Source organism: Tenacibaculum profundicola (assembly GCF_057220795.1).
In genome coordinates this window covers 3843004-3858711 of the sequence record NZ_CM170137.1, presented here as the reverse complement: position 1 = coordinate 3858711, position 15708 = coordinate 3843004, and the positions used below count along the sequence as shown (strand labels likewise).

The window sequence follows — 15708 nt, the reverse complement described above, 5'->3', positions numbered from 1 at the left end:
CGCTTATTTTTTTAAATATAATTCTACTTTAGTTCCCTTACCATCGTCAAAAGCATCCGATACCTTTACTGAAATTTTATCTTGATACATCTGGTTAAGAATATTAATTCTACTGGTAATTGTGCTCATTCCTTTTGACTTTTGTTTTAGCTGATTTTTTGTTTTCAGTTCTGTCGATTTTTGTCGTCCTATTCCATTGTCTTCTATAACGATTACGACAATATCCTCAGATTTTTGTCTCATTGAAATCGTTAGGTATCCTTTTTCCTTTCGATAGCGAAGTCCGTGCCATATGGCATTTTCAATATATGGTTGTAAAAGCATTGGAGGGATCGTATACACGTCTAAAGATATTTTTTCATCGATAGAAATTGTATAATCAAATTTATCCTGAAATCTGTTATGCTCTAGCTTTACATACAATTGTAACAATTCTATTTCTTTTGAAAGCGGAATAAAATCTTCATCTGAATTTTCAAGAACAGAACGCATCAATATGGAAAATTCAGATAAGTATCTGTTAGCACTTCGTTCATCGTTCACAGCAATAAAGCTATTCACAGAGTTTAACGCATTAAATATAAAATGCGGATTCATTTGTGAACGCATTGATTTTAACGCTAGTAAATTATTGGCTAATTTTTGCTGCTTTATATTTCTATACATAAAGTACACCAATAAACTAATCAGTAATATGCCGCCTAGTAGCGAGTAAATTATAATTTCTTGTCGTTTATTATTTTCTCGAACCAGTTGTTGATCTTTATATGCCAAGTTTATTTTGCTTTCCGAAAGCAATTTATCTTTTTCTAAACTGGCTATTCTGTTCTGGTTATCGGAAATACGTTTGCTAATTCTTTTTGTTCGCTGTATTTCTTGTTCCTTTTTAGAATACAAGGCATCCACTAATTTCACATAATTCTGATAACTTTCTAGTGCTTTTGTATAATCTCCTACCGTTTCATAAACCTCTGACAATTTTCTTGTAGCATCTTTTTGAATGATCAGATCGTCATTTTTATTAGCGTCATCAATACTTTTTTCAAAGAATGGAATCGCTTTCTTATAGGCTTCTTTTTGCAGGTAGGCATTTCCTATTTTATAGTTAATTTTTTGGCTAGTAATCGAATCAACCAGCGTTTCTGTATCATCAGCTTCAACAACGATTTCATTCGCTTTTCTTAAGCTTCTTTTACGCAACTGAATTTCTTCATCAAATCTTTTTGAGGTATTAAAATAATCAGCTACTTTTTGTTCTTCTTTTAATGATCGTCGGATATTTTCTTTATTCGCTAACTCTAAAGAATTCTTAAACAACGAATCAGCTTCCGTCACCCTTCCTAATTTTGCATAAACTTCTGCCAATTTTGAATTTAGGTCTGTTATTTTAGGAGTAATTATATTCTCTCTAGCAATTGAGAGAGCTGCCTTATAATTCAACTGTGCCTTTGGCAACATATTTTGTGCTTTGGATACATCTCCCAATCCTTCAAATAACAAGAGCCTTTCATAATTTGCAAGCTTGCCTTTCATGCACCGAATATAAGATTGTTCACTTTCTTTATAAGAACCATATAAAAATTGTGTTTTAGCCAATTTCAAACGAATTTTCGGAACATCTTTTTGTTGTAAAGATGCCTTGTAATTTTCTATAGCCAAATCGTATTGTTTCCAATAAAAATATACATCTGCTAACACCTCAAAAGAAGCAGATCTTCTGGTTCTTGTAGATGTTTCTTTTAGCGTTTTTTCAATGAATGATAGACTTTTATCAAGGTTTGTTTTCTTGTAAAATTTGGCTGAATCTAAGTATTCATGGAATAGGTCTTTCTTTTTTCTTACGCTATTACCACTTATATAGTGTGTTTTTTTTAGTTTTGATTTACTAGAGAGCTTCCTATTTTGTAGTGTTTCTTCTACTTCTATACGAATATCCTCATCAGTTTTGATGGTATAGAATACCGTTTGAAAATCAGGATGACGCACTACTAGCTCGTCGTCTTTTTTGGCCTTTATTTCATATCTATCAAAAATAGGTGAGTAATCAAAATAAAATCCATTGACAGACACATCCGCATTCCCTATTGAGTTTTTAGTTTCCTTATTTACAATCTTTAGCTTGATGGACAATTCGGTATGGTCACGAGACTCCTGAGACATCAGTATTTGAGTCATTATAAAAAAGCAACCTATTTGTATTTTTCTCAGCATTATCGTCTATTTTCTTTTTTCTAAAGATATTTAAAATGATTCAATGTCAACTCGAACGGAGCCGAGAGTTTATTGACATGGAGGATTTTGGCATAAACAAGCGTTCAGTTACGCTCGAATATCATTTTTATCAACTAGACAAGTCACTAATTTACAACTATTCTAGTGGTACTTTCTTCATTATTGACTTACATTCATTCTATAAGTACCGAACCTCATAGATGAAATTATCAATTTTATCAGTGTAAACATATCATCAAAAAACCAATAAAAAAAACTCAGTTTTTACTTACGGTTCTTTTTTTGCACTCGTTTTTACTTGATAACTCAAGTAAACCAATGATTTACTCATTGAAACTCCCCATTGACTCATTATCGGTTTTTTAAAAAGAAAGATGTCCCTAGTTTTACCATATAATCAACCCTAATATTTGACATGAAAAATAGTTACTTTTTTTTACTTGTTATTAGTTTCACTACTTGTTTTGGACAAACGAGCTTCTCTGAACTAGCACAAATTGATGTTCAAGGAAGAGCCGAATTGACGCTTAGTCCGGATGAGATTTATATAGATCTTTGCTTACAAGAACGAATGGAAAATGGTAAAAAAGTTACTCTAAACGACCTAGAGAATTCTTTATCAAAAGAATTACTGGCCATAGGTATCTCTAGTGATCATTTATTTATTTCAGAAATCAACTCTATTATTGCCAAAACCGGCTGGTGGCATAAAGAGATGCTTTCGTTTGGTAAATATTCTCTAAAAATCGATCAACCTAAAAAATTACTAAAGCTTTTCAATATTTTTGAAAAGCTACAAATTACCGATGCGACGATAACAAAAGCAACACACTCTAAACTTTCCGCTTATAAAAAGAAAAATAGAATCGCTGCCATCAAAGCAGCAAAAGAGAAAGCGGATTACTTGCTTCATGCAATCCATGCAAAAACCGGTAACCCTTTAAAAGTAGTTGAAATTGAACAGCGTTTAGAAGACTTTTCTTCAATTAATTATGTTGGAAACACCAATTTATACCAATCGGGTATTTCAAAAGTAAAACGTTTAAAAACAGCTCCTATTCAATTTGAAAACATCAAACTGACTGCTACCATTCATGTCATTTTTGAGATTAAACACTAAATATACAACACCAAACTTTCAATGATTGTATAACCTAAAAACAAAAAATATGAGAACTTGTGTATTACAAACGGCCATTATGCTTTTCTTTTTAACAAGTAATATGTGTATTACGGCTAAGAATCCCATAAAAACATCTAACAAACAAACCATAAAAGTTGCATTGCTACTGGATACAAGTAGCAGCATGGACGGACTCATCAACCAAGCCAAAGCACAATTATGGGAAATCATTAATGAACTATCGTATGCGAAATGTAACGGAAAAACACCAAGTTTAAAAATTGCCCTTTATGAATATGGAAATGATCGATTGTCTGCTGAAAGCGGGTATATAAAGCAAGTATCTAAATTCACAAGCGACTTAGATGAAATTTCAGAAGATCTTTTTTCTTTAACGACTAATGGAGGTAGTGAATATTGTGGTAAAGTCATTCAAAGCTCTGTAAATCAATTGAAATGGGGCACTAACAAGCGTGATTTAAAAATGATATTTATTGCAGGCAATGAACCCTTTACACAAGGCAGTCTTTATTTTAAAGATGCTATTACGAATGCAAAAGAAAAAGGTATTACTGTAAATACTATATTTTGTGGAAACTATAATCAAGGAGTTTCAGGAAGTTGGCGAGATGGAGCTCATTTTGGCGGTGGAGATTATATGACCATCAATCATACTAAAAATATGGTACACATCGTAACGCCTTATGATAATGATATTATCATCTTAAACAAAAAACTAAATAAAACCTATTTATATTACGGTAATCAAGGGGCTTCTAAATATAAAAAGCAGGCACTTCAAGATGCTAATGCTGAAGCACTAGATGAAGTTGTGGCTGTAAAAAGGGCGATCACCAAAAGTTCAAAATTATATGATAACGCTACTTGGGATTTAGTGGATGCCTCTAAAAAAAGAAAAATCTCCTATAAAAAACTACAAAAGAAACAATTACCAAAGGTTTTACAAAACAAATCGGATTCAGAAATTAAAATTTACGTCAAAAAACAACTTATTGAACGTGATAAAATTCAAAGACAAATTCAAGAATTAACGGAAAGAAGAAAGAAATACATTGTCAAAACTAAACACACTAAAACAAAAAGTAACGATTTAGAAAACGCAATACTACATGCCATAAAAAAACAGGCTACAAAGAAAAACTACTCTTGGTAATATCTATAATATGTTTTTTTAGAAAAGCGAAGTGCACACTTTGCTTTTCTACTTATAGAAGTAACTGCTGGCCAATCATTATGGCATTACTTTTAAGCCCATTCGCCACTTTTAACTGCTTCACACTCATATTAAATCTTTTTGCAATTGAATACAAGGTATCACCTTTTTTAACTTTGTAATAGCTTCTTCCAGATTTTACCACATTGTTTCTATTTCGTAATCTCATACGGTCGTATCTGGTAAGATTATATTTTTTAATAATTGCTATTAACTTTTGAGGATATTTTCGATCAGTAGCATACCCCGCTCTTTTTAACCCATATGCCCATCCTTTGTAATCTGTATGCTTTAATCTAAATAAGCTAGCATAACGTTTACGAGATATCAAAAATTTTGAATGATCTTCATAAGAAGTTTCAGGGTATTCATATTTTCTAAAGCATTCTCCTTTCTCATCGTCATCATGTGTTACACTCTTCCCTTTCCATCCTCGGTGGCATTTTATCCCAAAATGGTTATTTGAACGTATTGCTAAGTCACTTCTTCCACTACCCGACTCTAATACTCCTTGGGCAAGAGTTATACTCGCAGGAATATTATATTCATGCATTTTTTTTACCGCAATAGGAGCAAATTTTTCTATATACGCTACCGTATTATTCGTGGTAATCTTTTTGGGTTTTGTAATTTGTTCTAACTGTGGTATGTGAGGCTTCGTTTCTTTATTTTCAATGGTTACCACCTCTTTATGTGAACTTACAACCCTCTTATTTGAACCACAACTTGTGATCAAAAGAAAACCCACAATAACAATAATACTTGCTCTTACATTCATTTCTTTACTAAACGTCTTTATTTATTAGTGTTAGCTTTTTCCTTTTTAATTTTTCATTTACTCCATCAATTCCCTGCAATCCACCAGTATGTATGATCAATATCTTGGTATTCATGGGGAATTTATCTTTAGCAATCATATCTATAACTCCATATACCATTTTCCCTGTGTATATTGGGTCTAAAAGAATGTTTGTTTCGTCTTTAAAATGATTCATAGATCGAATCAATTCATCATTAAACTTTGCATATCCACCAAAATGATAATCTAATTGTAATTCCCAATTATCATCTCTCTTTGATAAATTAGCGATCTCTTCATGTAAGAAATTTCCTTTCAACGCGGGAAACCCGATTACTTTTTGATGTTTATACGCTGTATTTATCAATCCAGATATGGTGCCTCCTGTACCTACTGAGCAACAAATATAATCGAATTTTTTATCTTCAGGAATCAATATTTCTTCACATCCTTTGATTGCCAAGTCGTTCGTTCCTCCTTCTGGAACCAAATAGAAATCACCAAATTCATCTTTTAGGCTATTTAAAAAAGATTTTTCATTTTTACTTCGATACAGTTCCCTAGAAATAAACTTAAACTGCATACCGCACTCGTGGGCGTGTTTTAAGGTTGGATTTGTTTGTATGACTTCGCCAAAATTAATCGCTAACTCATCTCCTCTAATTATTCCAATAGTTTTTATGCCTGCAATCATACCTGCGGAAGCAGTTGCCGCAATATGATTTGAAAATGCCCCTCCAAAAGTTAGCAAAACGTCTTTATCAAGTCTTTTTGCTTCTAGAATATTATATTTTAATTTTCTGAATTTATTTCCGGATACAAAAGGATGAATTTTATCTTCTCTTTTTATAAACAGTTGGATCTTCTTTTCTTTTAGCAAAGAAAAATCAACTTGTTCATTGTTAGAAGTAACATTCACCTTAAACATACTATTTACTTAAAATTAGCTATTTTATCTTCTACTATTTCCCAATCTTCCATCAATTGGTCTACTTTCGCCTTTTTAGCTTTGTAGGTTTCAAAGAAATTGGGTTGCGATGAGACTTCGTCATAATTTTGAGCTAACGCCAGATCTATTTTTTCAATCTCTAACTCCAAGTCAGCTATTTGAGTTTCAATTCTACTCAATTTATTCTTTAATTTTTTTATCTCCTTTTCTTCTTCTTTTGATAATTTATAAGCTTCTTTTTTTGATCCATCTTTAGTTCCTTTTACAACAGTTCTCTTTTCTGCTTCACGCAAATTATCAATTTGGTGCTGTTCTAAGAAATAATCAATATCACCTAAATACTCTTTAATTTCTCGATCTTTAAAGCCATAAACTGTCGTTGTTAAGCCCTGGAGGAAATCACGATCATGAGATACAATAATCAAGGTTCCATTAAAATTCTGTAACGCTTGTTTTAAAACATTTTTTGATGCTATATCTAAGTGATTCGTTGGCTCATCTAAGATCAATACGTTAAACGGGCTCAATAGTAACTTACATAAAGCCAAACGATTTCGTTCTCCTCCTGATAATACTTTCGCTTTTTTATCTACCGCTTCACCTCCGAACAAAAATGACCCTAGCATATCTCTCACCTTGTTTCTGTTACCATCATTCGCCGCCTCTTCCATTATTTCTAAGACCGTTTTTTCTGGAGGAAGGTATTCTGATTGATTCTGAGCAAAATAGCCTACTTCAACATTGTGTCCTAATTTTAGATTGCCTTCATATGGAATTTCTCCCACAATCATTTTTGCGAGTGTAGATTTTCCTTGGCCATTCTGCCCTACAAAAGCTATTTTACTATTACGATCGATAAGTAAATTAACATTCTGTAGCACTTCTTTATCTCCGTAATTTTTAGCTAAACCTTCAGCTTCTACGATAATTTTACCCGGTTCTTTTGATATTTCAAAACGAATATTCATAGTTGCTTTATCGTCTTGATCTACTTCAATTCGCTCCACTTTATCTAACTTTTTAATAAGTGATTGCGCCATGGAAGCTTTGCTCGCTTTTGCCCTAAATTTCTCTATTAGTTTTTGGGTATTTTCTATTTCCTTTTCTTGATTTTTTTGTGCTTGTAATTGCTTCTCTTTTATTTCAGCTCGTAGCTCTAAAAACTGTGAATAAGGTTTCTTATAATCGTAAATTTGACCTAAAGAAATTTCAATCGTTCTATTGGTCACATTGTCTAAAAACATTTTATCGTGTGACACCAAAACAATAGCACCTGAATAATTTCGCAAGAAACTTTCTAACCAAATAATAGATTCTATATCTAAATGGTTCGTTGGCTCATCTAGTAACAGAATATCATTATTTTGTAATAACAGCTTTGCCAATTCAATTCGCATACGCCAACCACCAGAAAAAGTATCGGTAAGTTTATCAAAATCTTCACGTTGAAAACCTAGGCCTTGTAATATTTTTTCTGTATTTCCTTGGTAATTATACCCTCCTAAAAGTTCATACCTTTCAGTTTTATCATTCAGATCAATAATTAATTGATTGTAGCCTTCACTTTCATAATCTGTTCTTTCTGCCAACTGATTATTAATCTCGTCAAGTTCTAGTTCAATTTCTTTGATCTCCGTAAATGCCTGATAAGCTTCTTCTAAAATGGTTCGTCCATGAACAAAATCAATATCCTGACGTAAAAAACCCATACGGACATCTTTATCAAAGGCCATTGTACCGCCACTACTCTCAATATCTTTTGATAGTATTTTTAATAGGGTAGATTTCCCTGCTCCATTTTTTCCTATCAACCCAATTCTATCTCCTTTATTTAACTTAAAAGTAATTCCGGAAAATAAATCAGTTCCCATAAAAGAAACTGTTAAATTATGTACGTTCAGCATATATATATTAACTAATTACTGTAAATTTGTAACAGTTGTTACAAGTTAATTCTTTGTTTTGTTCAACTTTTGTACAAACTTACAAAAACGAAATAGTTATTTAAGCTTAAAAGGTCTAAGATATGTTTGGAAAAGGTTATAAGTTATACAGTATTTTTAAAAATAAATGCCCTCGTTGCCATGAAGGTGAATTCTTTAAGTACAGGGTTTCATTAAACCCTAAAAAAATCACCAAACTCTACGACAATTGTCCTAAATGTAATTTAAAATATATGATGGAACCTTCTTTCTATTTTGGCGCCATGTATGTTAATTACGGTATAGCCGTCGCTCTATTTGTAAGTGTTTTTATTATCTCTAAACTATTTTTAGAGTTTTCTATTTTACAGAGTTTTATTACAGTTATTGTCGTTTCTTTGTTGTTAACTCCATTTAGTTTACGTTTATCTCGTATTATTTGGATCAATATTTTTGTTTCGTATAACAAAAAAGAATAAGGGTTTAAAAAGCGGAAAAATTACGTAAACCTAGCGATATCAATTTCTTTATCGAGTATACTATTGTTTTCTAGGTGATCGAATAATTCTTTGGCTACCGTTGGTGCTATCATAACACCACGCGTTCCTAATCCATTCAACACGGCTAAACTATTGTATTTAGGGTGCTTACCAACCAAGGGTCTTCTGTCTGTAACAGTAGGTCGAATTCCAGCCGATTGATTGGTGATGGTATATGGAACAGAAATGACTTTATTAAGCTTTTCAATGAGTTCTAAACGACCTTCTTTCGTTGGTAAAGAGGTTTTATCAGTATGGCTGAACGTTGCTCCTACTCTATAATTATGCTCTCCTAATGGCATTACAAATACCGCCGATTTTAATAAGAAATTAATATTTAGATTGGGAGCATGTATAGTTAAGGTTTCTCCTTTGGTACCATTTAATGGTAAATAGTTAAAAAACGGGTTTTTCTTGATTCCAAAACCTTCACAAAAAATAATTTTATCTGCTTTTATATTTTTATACCTAAGTTCATTTTCTTGAATAATAAGTGTATCGTATTCAAAACTTTCTTCGTTAATACTTTCCTTTCTCCTAAGGTGTTTTTTATAGGCCGTTATAAGTTTCTCTGTCTCTATTCTACCGGTTCCGTTCAATACTCCAAAACCATAATCACCGATAATTCCATCGATTTTCTCATGTACAATAGCTGGTTCCATATAGTTCGACAAAAAAGGCTTATCTAAGCCGACAAACCAATTATTTTGATCCTTTACCGAGTTAAATACTTTTTTGGTTTGAAACTTGGTATCGATACAAACTTGTAACTTATTTGCTATTTCTTCATAACATGGTAATGCATATTCTATCTGTTGATGACCATTCCAAGCCGGTGTAAATCTTTTAAGAATGACGGGGTTATAAACACCACCGGCAACAATGGAGGAGGTTTGAGACCTGTCTTCATAAACCATAAAACTCTTCTGATTCTTTACTAATATTTCCGCAAAAGCTAAACCAGCTAAGCCCATACCAACAATGATATAATCAACCTCTTTAATCATAAGGCAAAGGTAGTAAGAAAGTATCTGTTAGAAACAAAAAAAGCGTTTGCTAATGCAAACGCTTTTTTATTTGTATGTTATATATTATTAATAATTCCACATATCCATTTCTCTATCACGTATTCCTTCTTTAATTCTATTAGCTTCTAATAGTTGGAACAATGAATTACCACGAACATAATCATTAATTTTCCTATCTCCATAAAGGTTTTCTTCTCTTTCAATGGTAGAATTAAACCTGCGAGCATTTAATAAGTTATCGTACGATATAGGTTGTGTCGAATTTAGAGGATTGAACACTTTCGACTTATGTAAGATTGCTCTTGCATCAGGAAAGAAGACCCAAAAAATTGGATACACATTATCCTTATCATCTATGTCTGTCCCTAAAACCTGAACATCTGGTCCCATAGGGGCAATACCTAATAAACGATATTTTAATTCACCCTGTCGCTTATCAAAATACCAAATTCCTTTAATCATGTAACCTTTCACTAACTCAGATTTAATGGTATACACATCAATATTTCCATAACCATCATCTTTTCTGTTTTCAGTGGCTTGCTTTATTTCTTGCATTCCTATTTTTGACGTAAAATAAGAATCATCATATACTTCAGTAATCTCTCCACTACTAATTCCTTTGAGTAAGGTATCAAAAAGAGATCGTCTGTTATTACCAGCACTTACAGTATCAATCGGGTAATAATAAGGTAAATTAATTTTTTGGTTCAAATCGATATATTCCCAAACTACCTTTGACCAAAGGACATCTCTGTCTGTAATATGACCATAAGGCAACGGTTTATTATCTTCAGAGGCAATTTGAGCCTCTGACTTAACTCCAATTTCGCCTACCTTTTTAGCATTTAAAAGGTTTGCTTGGGCACTTGTATAACTTGTAACTACAAGTGTTAATACAACCAAATAAAAACGCTTCCAATTCATACTCTTCTGTTTTACTTATTAATTTGTAACTTCAATATTTACAGGTAACACTCTCTTGATCTTATAATTAGATCCTGAAACAGATGCTTTAATATCAAAAATAGATATTACATCATTTCTTCTCGCTTTCTGTAAAGACTTTTTTGCTCTTGCATTCAAACGTGAACCAGTAACGGGTACTGTTATCTGACCCGGTACCTTTATTTTAAAGCTAGACACGTTCAATTTTAAATCGAATAAAAAATCAGGTAATCCTGCGGCTACTGAAATCTTAGCCACACTCGATTTAGGCATTTTTACCGTTCCATATTGATTTCTTACCATACCTACAGCATGCGGTATATCTTTAATTCTAAACTTTCTATTCGAACTTACAGGCTTTCCGTCAGGTAACTTTCCATTTACTCTAATAGTTACTTCATTACCAGCGCCTGGTCTAATAATATAACTATTACCTGTAGTTCTTTTTAAACCAGGGGCACTCGCCACTACCTTATTACCAGGTATTCCAGGAATGGAAATCGTTAAGGGGTTTTCTAAACCTCGATATACCACATTCATTTTATCAGCAGAAATAACCGCTTCGTTCGGTTTTGGTATTACCGCGTAGGTACTCTCAAAAGGCACTGGTATTTCCTCACCTTTCTCAGTAAAGTAAATTGTTCCTTTGATCTTTTTATCACCAACAGAACCTGCTGGCATATCAACAATTACTCTTCCGTCCTTGAATTTCTTATAATTCTTATTTCCATTAAATTCGACTCTTGTAGGCTTCAAAGTAGCATCATATCGTCCTAAAACAACAGATCCGGTAACCTTTTCTCCTGGATAAAAAGCATTTTTATCCAATGCTACAATACCATTATAATTACTCATTGAAACCTCCGTTTCCATCTGCCCACCCACTAATGCCGAATATATTTCAGCTTCAGTAGTTCTAATATCTCCCTGAATTTGACTAATATTAGCAATAGATGTAATCAAAGGCATTCCTTCATACCTACTCTTTAACCAAGGGATCGCTTGACCTTCTGCAGATGTATCAGGATTTGTATTGAACCTTTTATCAATATTCCTCAAAATTTCCTCTGAGGCCTTAGCTCCTAATATATTCTTTACTTGCTCATTATACTTATTAATTCCAGAAATAAACGTATCTCCTTCTTCTGTAAACTTATCAGCACTAAAGAACAACTCATCAACCTTATCAGGGCTTTTCTGTGATTCGTAATTCGTTTTGTCCTCTTCTTTTATATCTACAGACATTTTTTCTTTTAACGACTCTAAATAGTCAAAAAAGCTATTTGATATTTCATTGACTTGTTTAGCCTTTTCATTCAACTCTCCAAACTTCTCAGGCTGTTCGCTAGCCTTAGTTGCTAACCCCTGAAGAGAATTTGCATTATTTGATGAAGCTATACTATTAGATTCTTCAATTTTTTCTTTCATGAAACCAAAAGACGATAATACTTTCTTATCCATCTGCATTGCTAGCATTGCTAAAAATACAAGATACATAAGGTTAATCATCTTCTGTCTTGGTGATAATTTTCCTCCTGCCATGTGACTTATTATATTTTAATTAATAATTAGTATTATAAATCTAATTATTTGTTAGACATTGCAGATAACATACCACCATACACTCCATTTAATGAAGATAAATTTGTAGTTAATGAATCCATTTGTTCTTGTAAACGCTGAGAGTTTTCCACCAATGTAGTGTTCAAATCAGCTTGCTTGCTTGCATTCTCTACTTGAGAAGCATACGCAGTATTTAAGGTTTCCAATTTTGCAGCTGCCATTGACATTTGCTCATTGTATTGATTTGTTGAAGAAATCGTAGCCGTTGTAGATGATAAACCTTCTGCAGCTCCTTGGAAATTTTTAATGCTATCTCCTAAACTAGAGATTAAATCAGCATCTAACCTAGCTTCTCTTAGGATATCATCTAGTTTTTGTGATAACATGCTCTGTGCATCTTCAGGTGTACCATCCTCTTTCACACCTAAAGAAGGGCCGCCTGATAGTTCAGGATACACTTTGGTCCAATCCAAGTCATCCTCTACTGGTTCAAATGCGGATAACGCAAATACTAATGCTTCTACTGCCATACCTATAGTCAACATTAGACCACCAGTTAAAAAACCGAACTTAAAATGCATGATTTTAAATAAAGCTCCTACGATTACAATAGCCGCACCTAGACCATAGGCCATGTTAAATAATTTTTTTGTTGATTTTGATTGTGCCATAATTTTTACTTTTTAAGGGAAGTTAATCTTATTATTTAATATAATTATTGATTTCGGGTTCTAATTTTATTGACTTTTGTTAGTTCCTAAATAATCTTGTACCGTTCTAAATCCAATATAGCTACGTGCGGTGTCTGCATATTCCCAATCTCTTGAACTAACTTCTAAGAAATATGCTACATCTTTCCATGAACCACCTCTGATTATCTTTTTTCTATTTTCTCTATTTTCTACATTAGGATTCATAGTTGATCCCATGTAATATGACATTTGATTGTACGCCGTATTTGTCCATTCAGCAACGTTTCCTGCCATATTGTATAAACCATATTCATTTGGGTTGTACGAAACAGCTTCTATAGTATAAAGCGCTCCATCAGCTGCATAATCACCACGAACGGGTTTAAAGTTTGCTAAAAAACATCCTCTATCACTAGTTGTATTTGGACCACCCCAAGGGTATTTAGCATAATTCAAGCCTCCACGTGCTGCGTATTCCCATTCTGCCTCAGTTGGTAATCTAAATGCTGGAACTAAACCTAGTTTCTTCTTTGAGCGTTGGTAGCTATTTTTATTTTGTGTTCTCCAGTGACAAAATGCCTTCGCTTGATTCCAATTAAGCCCAACTACTGGGTAATTTTCATATGCTTTGTGTGCAAAATATTCTTGATGCATTGGATCATTATACGAATAATTAAAATCCTTTATCCAAACGGTAGTATCCGGATAAATATTGATTACTTCATTTTTCATAAAGTCTTTTCTATTCTTACCAGATCTTGCCGCTTTTTCATTGTCAAACCAGTAATACCTGTAATTCAACAACTTCGTATTAAAAGTTCTTATTCCATTGAGTGCTTCATCTTTCTTTATATAAAGAGAATCCATCACTTCTACATAATCTGTATCTGGATATTCATTTGGTTCCCACATAATTTCCTCTTCCCAATTTAATGGTTTCAAAGAATCCATGCCTTCCCCTAATTCATAATAATTCTCACGCATATATTTTTCATAAGGTGACTCATTCACTGTATCTTTTGATGCAAACGCATACAACTGAATACCATCTGCCTTGCCACCTGCCTCATCATCCGGTGACGATGTTAGCTCTGCTTGATATGCTAATTTTGTTCGAGTAACTGAATCTCTAACCCAGTGTACAAACTGTTTATATTCACTATTGGTAATTTCGGATTCATCCATATAAAAAGGCTGTACCGTCACTGTCTTAGTAGGGGCATTCATTGCTCCTAATGGGTCTTCATCTTGCTTACCCATAGTAAAAGAACCACCGGGTATCTTAGCCATTCCATAGGGCTTTTCTGCGAACCATTTTCTTTTCGACTTTACTCCTGTTAACTCTCCTCTATCACCACTAGAACCACAAGCGTAAACGATAGACACTAATAATGCAAATACTGCTAATTTCTTCATACTTTATTCTTTCTTATAAAAAGAGGCGTAAACCTATTATTTTTTTTATTAAAAAACAATTACGAATTACAAAAAATCTCATTTAATAGATAACCTTCTACTACGCAAGCTTTTGCAATGCCTTAAACCATCTTTTAGGGATTTTACGATTTAATGCTTGCTCATAATCTCGATAGCTACATGGTATTAACGCATGTCTTTTGTGTTTATTATTCGATATTAAATTTATTTCCATCCACCAACGCCCACTTTTATCACTTTTATAAAAGTTCATCGGATCATCATCTTCTAATACTACTGTATATTTTTCATAACTTTCTTTCGTTGCATATGGGTAATCATCCGCTCTATAATTAACCCCTTCCATAAAGTACCATATAATTTGGGCTATTAATTTAGCCGTTTGGTTATTGATATCTAAGGTACTACAATATTCATAGACCCCAAAAGAAGTTACTTTGTCACTTATACCTGCATACCTAGAAATCGCACAGGCATCGTCTCCATAAAAACCGTTAGGTGAGGCGTTGTTATTTCCTGGAGCCTCACTTTGCCTTATACTTCCGATATCAAAACTCACAATATCAGAATCTCTCAATATAGGCTCTACTAGCGATATATCTTTTACTTCTCCTAATCGGTAAGCATCAAAATACAGCTTATCTAATAAATCTATTTCTTCTTGAGCATTGAAATAGGTTTGGTATCCAATATTACTGTAATTAAACAGATTGTTTGGACGATCCATTATGACTTTACTTAAAAAAGTTCTAGAGGGTATGTTTTCTTCCGAAATTCCAAGATCAAATCTACTGTCAATGGAGGTCAGATTAACGGTTTGTTCTAACGAATCGTAAGCTCTGTAGTTAGCGTATGTTATATCCTGACTTCCACCAATAATAACAGGAATAATATTTAGTTTTAACAAAGTACTTATAGCTTCAGACACCGCAAAATAGGTGTCTTCAACGGTGTTTCCTTGTTCTATATTTCCTAAATCAGCTATTTTTGCACTCCACTTACCTGAATACAACTGGTATAATTCCTTCCTTATATGATACAATCCTTCTGAGCAGTCATATTGATCCGCTCCTCTTCCATCAGCTACTCCAACAATTGCTATTCTAACTTTTGATAGATCCGGAAAACCTTCTTTTTCTGTATGAAGACTAATATTTTTACCTAACACCGTTGATGGCTGCGACGATATGTACGCAACTACCGAATTATTTACCGGTGAGAAGAATTCGATATTCATTTATT

General features: G+C 33.1%; 13 protein-coding genes. 3 read left to right on the top strand and 10 right to left on the bottom strand.

Translation table 11 applies throughout. The features are described 5' to 3' along the window. Window positions 1–3: 3 nt before the first annotated feature. Window positions 4–2211 (bottom strand): tetratricopeptide repeat-containing sensor histidine kinase, encoded by a 2208-nt coding sequence (locus AC2TDS_RS15765; protein ID WP_484736539.1) that lies wholly within the window; start codon window positions 2209–2211, stop codon window positions 4–6. Between the two features lie 436 nt (window positions 2212–2647). Here AC2TDS_RS15765 and AC2TDS_RS15760 point away from each other — a divergent pair, with 436 nt between their 5' ends. Next, entirely contained in the window at window positions 2648–3352 is a 705-nt protein-coding gene (locus tag AC2TDS_RS15760) for an SIMPL domain-containing protein (protein ID WP_484736538.1), read from the top strand. A 49-nt stretch (window positions 3353–3401) separates the two neighbouring features. After that, window positions 3402–4529 carry a VWA domain-containing protein gene (locus AC2TDS_RS15755; protein WP_484736537.1) on the top strand — a complete coding sequence of 376 codons (1128 nt, stop codon included), beginning with the start codon at window positions 3402–3404 and terminating at the stop codon, window positions 4527–4529. 52 nt (window positions 4530–4581) lie between these two features. On the opposite strand, the gene AC2TDS_RS15750 is transcribed toward AC2TDS_RS15755, so the two are convergent. The 3 genes from AC2TDS_RS15750 to AC2TDS_RS15740 are packed head-to-tail and all read right to left on the bottom strand — an operon-like array spanning window position 4582 to window position 8208. Then, on the bottom strand, window positions 4582–5367 hold the full coding sequence (locus AC2TDS_RS15750; protein ID WP_484736536.1) for a glucosaminidase domain-containing protein: 786 nt from the start codon (window positions 5365–5367) through the stop codon (window positions 4582–4584). Window positions 5368–5374: 7 nt separating this feature from the next. Further along, window positions 5375–6316: a 1-aminocyclopropane-1-carboxylate deaminase/D-cysteine desulfhydrase gene (locus AC2TDS_RS15745; RefSeq protein WP_484736535.1), complete on the bottom strand. Its 942-nt coding sequence runs from the start codon at window positions 6314–6316 to the stop codon at window positions 5375–5377. 5 nt (window positions 6317–6321) lie between these two features. Continuing rightward, window positions 6322–8208 carry an ABC-F family ATP-binding cassette domain-containing protein gene (locus AC2TDS_RS15740; RefSeq protein WP_484736534.1) on the bottom strand — a complete coding sequence of 629 codons (1887 nt, stop codon included), beginning with the start codon at window positions 8206–8208 and terminating at the stop codon, window positions 6322–6324. Between the two features lie 155 nt (window positions 8209–8363). Between AC2TDS_RS15740 and AC2TDS_RS15735 the strand changes: the two genes are divergently transcribed. Next, entirely contained in the window at window positions 8364–8738 is a 375-nt protein-coding gene (locus tag AC2TDS_RS15735; protein WP_484736533.1) for a DUF983 domain-containing protein, read from the top strand. A gap of 20 nt (window positions 8739–8758) precedes the next feature. Here the strand turns inward: AC2TDS_RS15735 and AC2TDS_RS15730 are convergent, their stop codons facing one another. The 6 genes from AC2TDS_RS15730 to AC2TDS_RS15705 form a co-directional block, all read right to left on the bottom strand. Continuing rightward, on the bottom strand, window positions 8759–9805 hold the full coding sequence (locus tag AC2TDS_RS15730) for an NAD(P)/FAD-dependent oxidoreductase (RefSeq protein WP_484736532.1): 1047 nt from the start codon (window positions 9803–9805) through the stop codon (window positions 8759–8761). Between the two features lie 87 nt (window positions 9806–9892). Next, window positions 9893–10753, bottom strand: a complete 861-nt coding sequence (gene porN, locus AC2TDS_RS15725; protein WP_484736531.1) for a type IX secretion system ring subunit PorN/GldN — start codon at window positions 10751–10753, stop codon at window positions 9893–9895. 18 nt (window positions 10754–10771) lie between these two features. After that, entirely contained in the window at window positions 10772–12316 is a 1545-nt protein-coding gene (gene porM / locus AC2TDS_RS15720) for a type IX secretion system motor protein PorM/GldM (RefSeq protein WP_484736530.1), read from the bottom strand. Window positions 12317–12360: 44 nt separating this feature from the next. Beyond that, on the bottom strand, window positions 12361–13008 hold the full coding sequence (gene porL / locus AC2TDS_RS15715) for a type IX secretion system motor protein PorL/GldL (RefSeq protein ID WP_484736529.1): 648 nt from the start codon (window positions 13006–13008) through the stop codon (window positions 12361–12363). Window positions 13009–13074: 66 nt separating this feature from the next. Next, complete coding sequence (porK, locus tag AC2TDS_RS15710) at window positions 13075–14445, bottom strand: T9SS ring complex lipoprotein PorK/GldK (RefSeq protein ID WP_484736528.1); 1371 nt, start codon at window positions 14443–14445, stop codon at window positions 13075–13077. Between the two features lie 100 nt (window positions 14446–14545). After that, entirely contained in the window at window positions 14546–15703 is a 1158-nt protein-coding gene (locus AC2TDS_RS15705) for a formimidoylglutamase (RefSeq protein WP_484736527.1), read from the bottom strand. Between the last annotated feature and the right edge of the window lie 5 nt (window positions 15704–15708).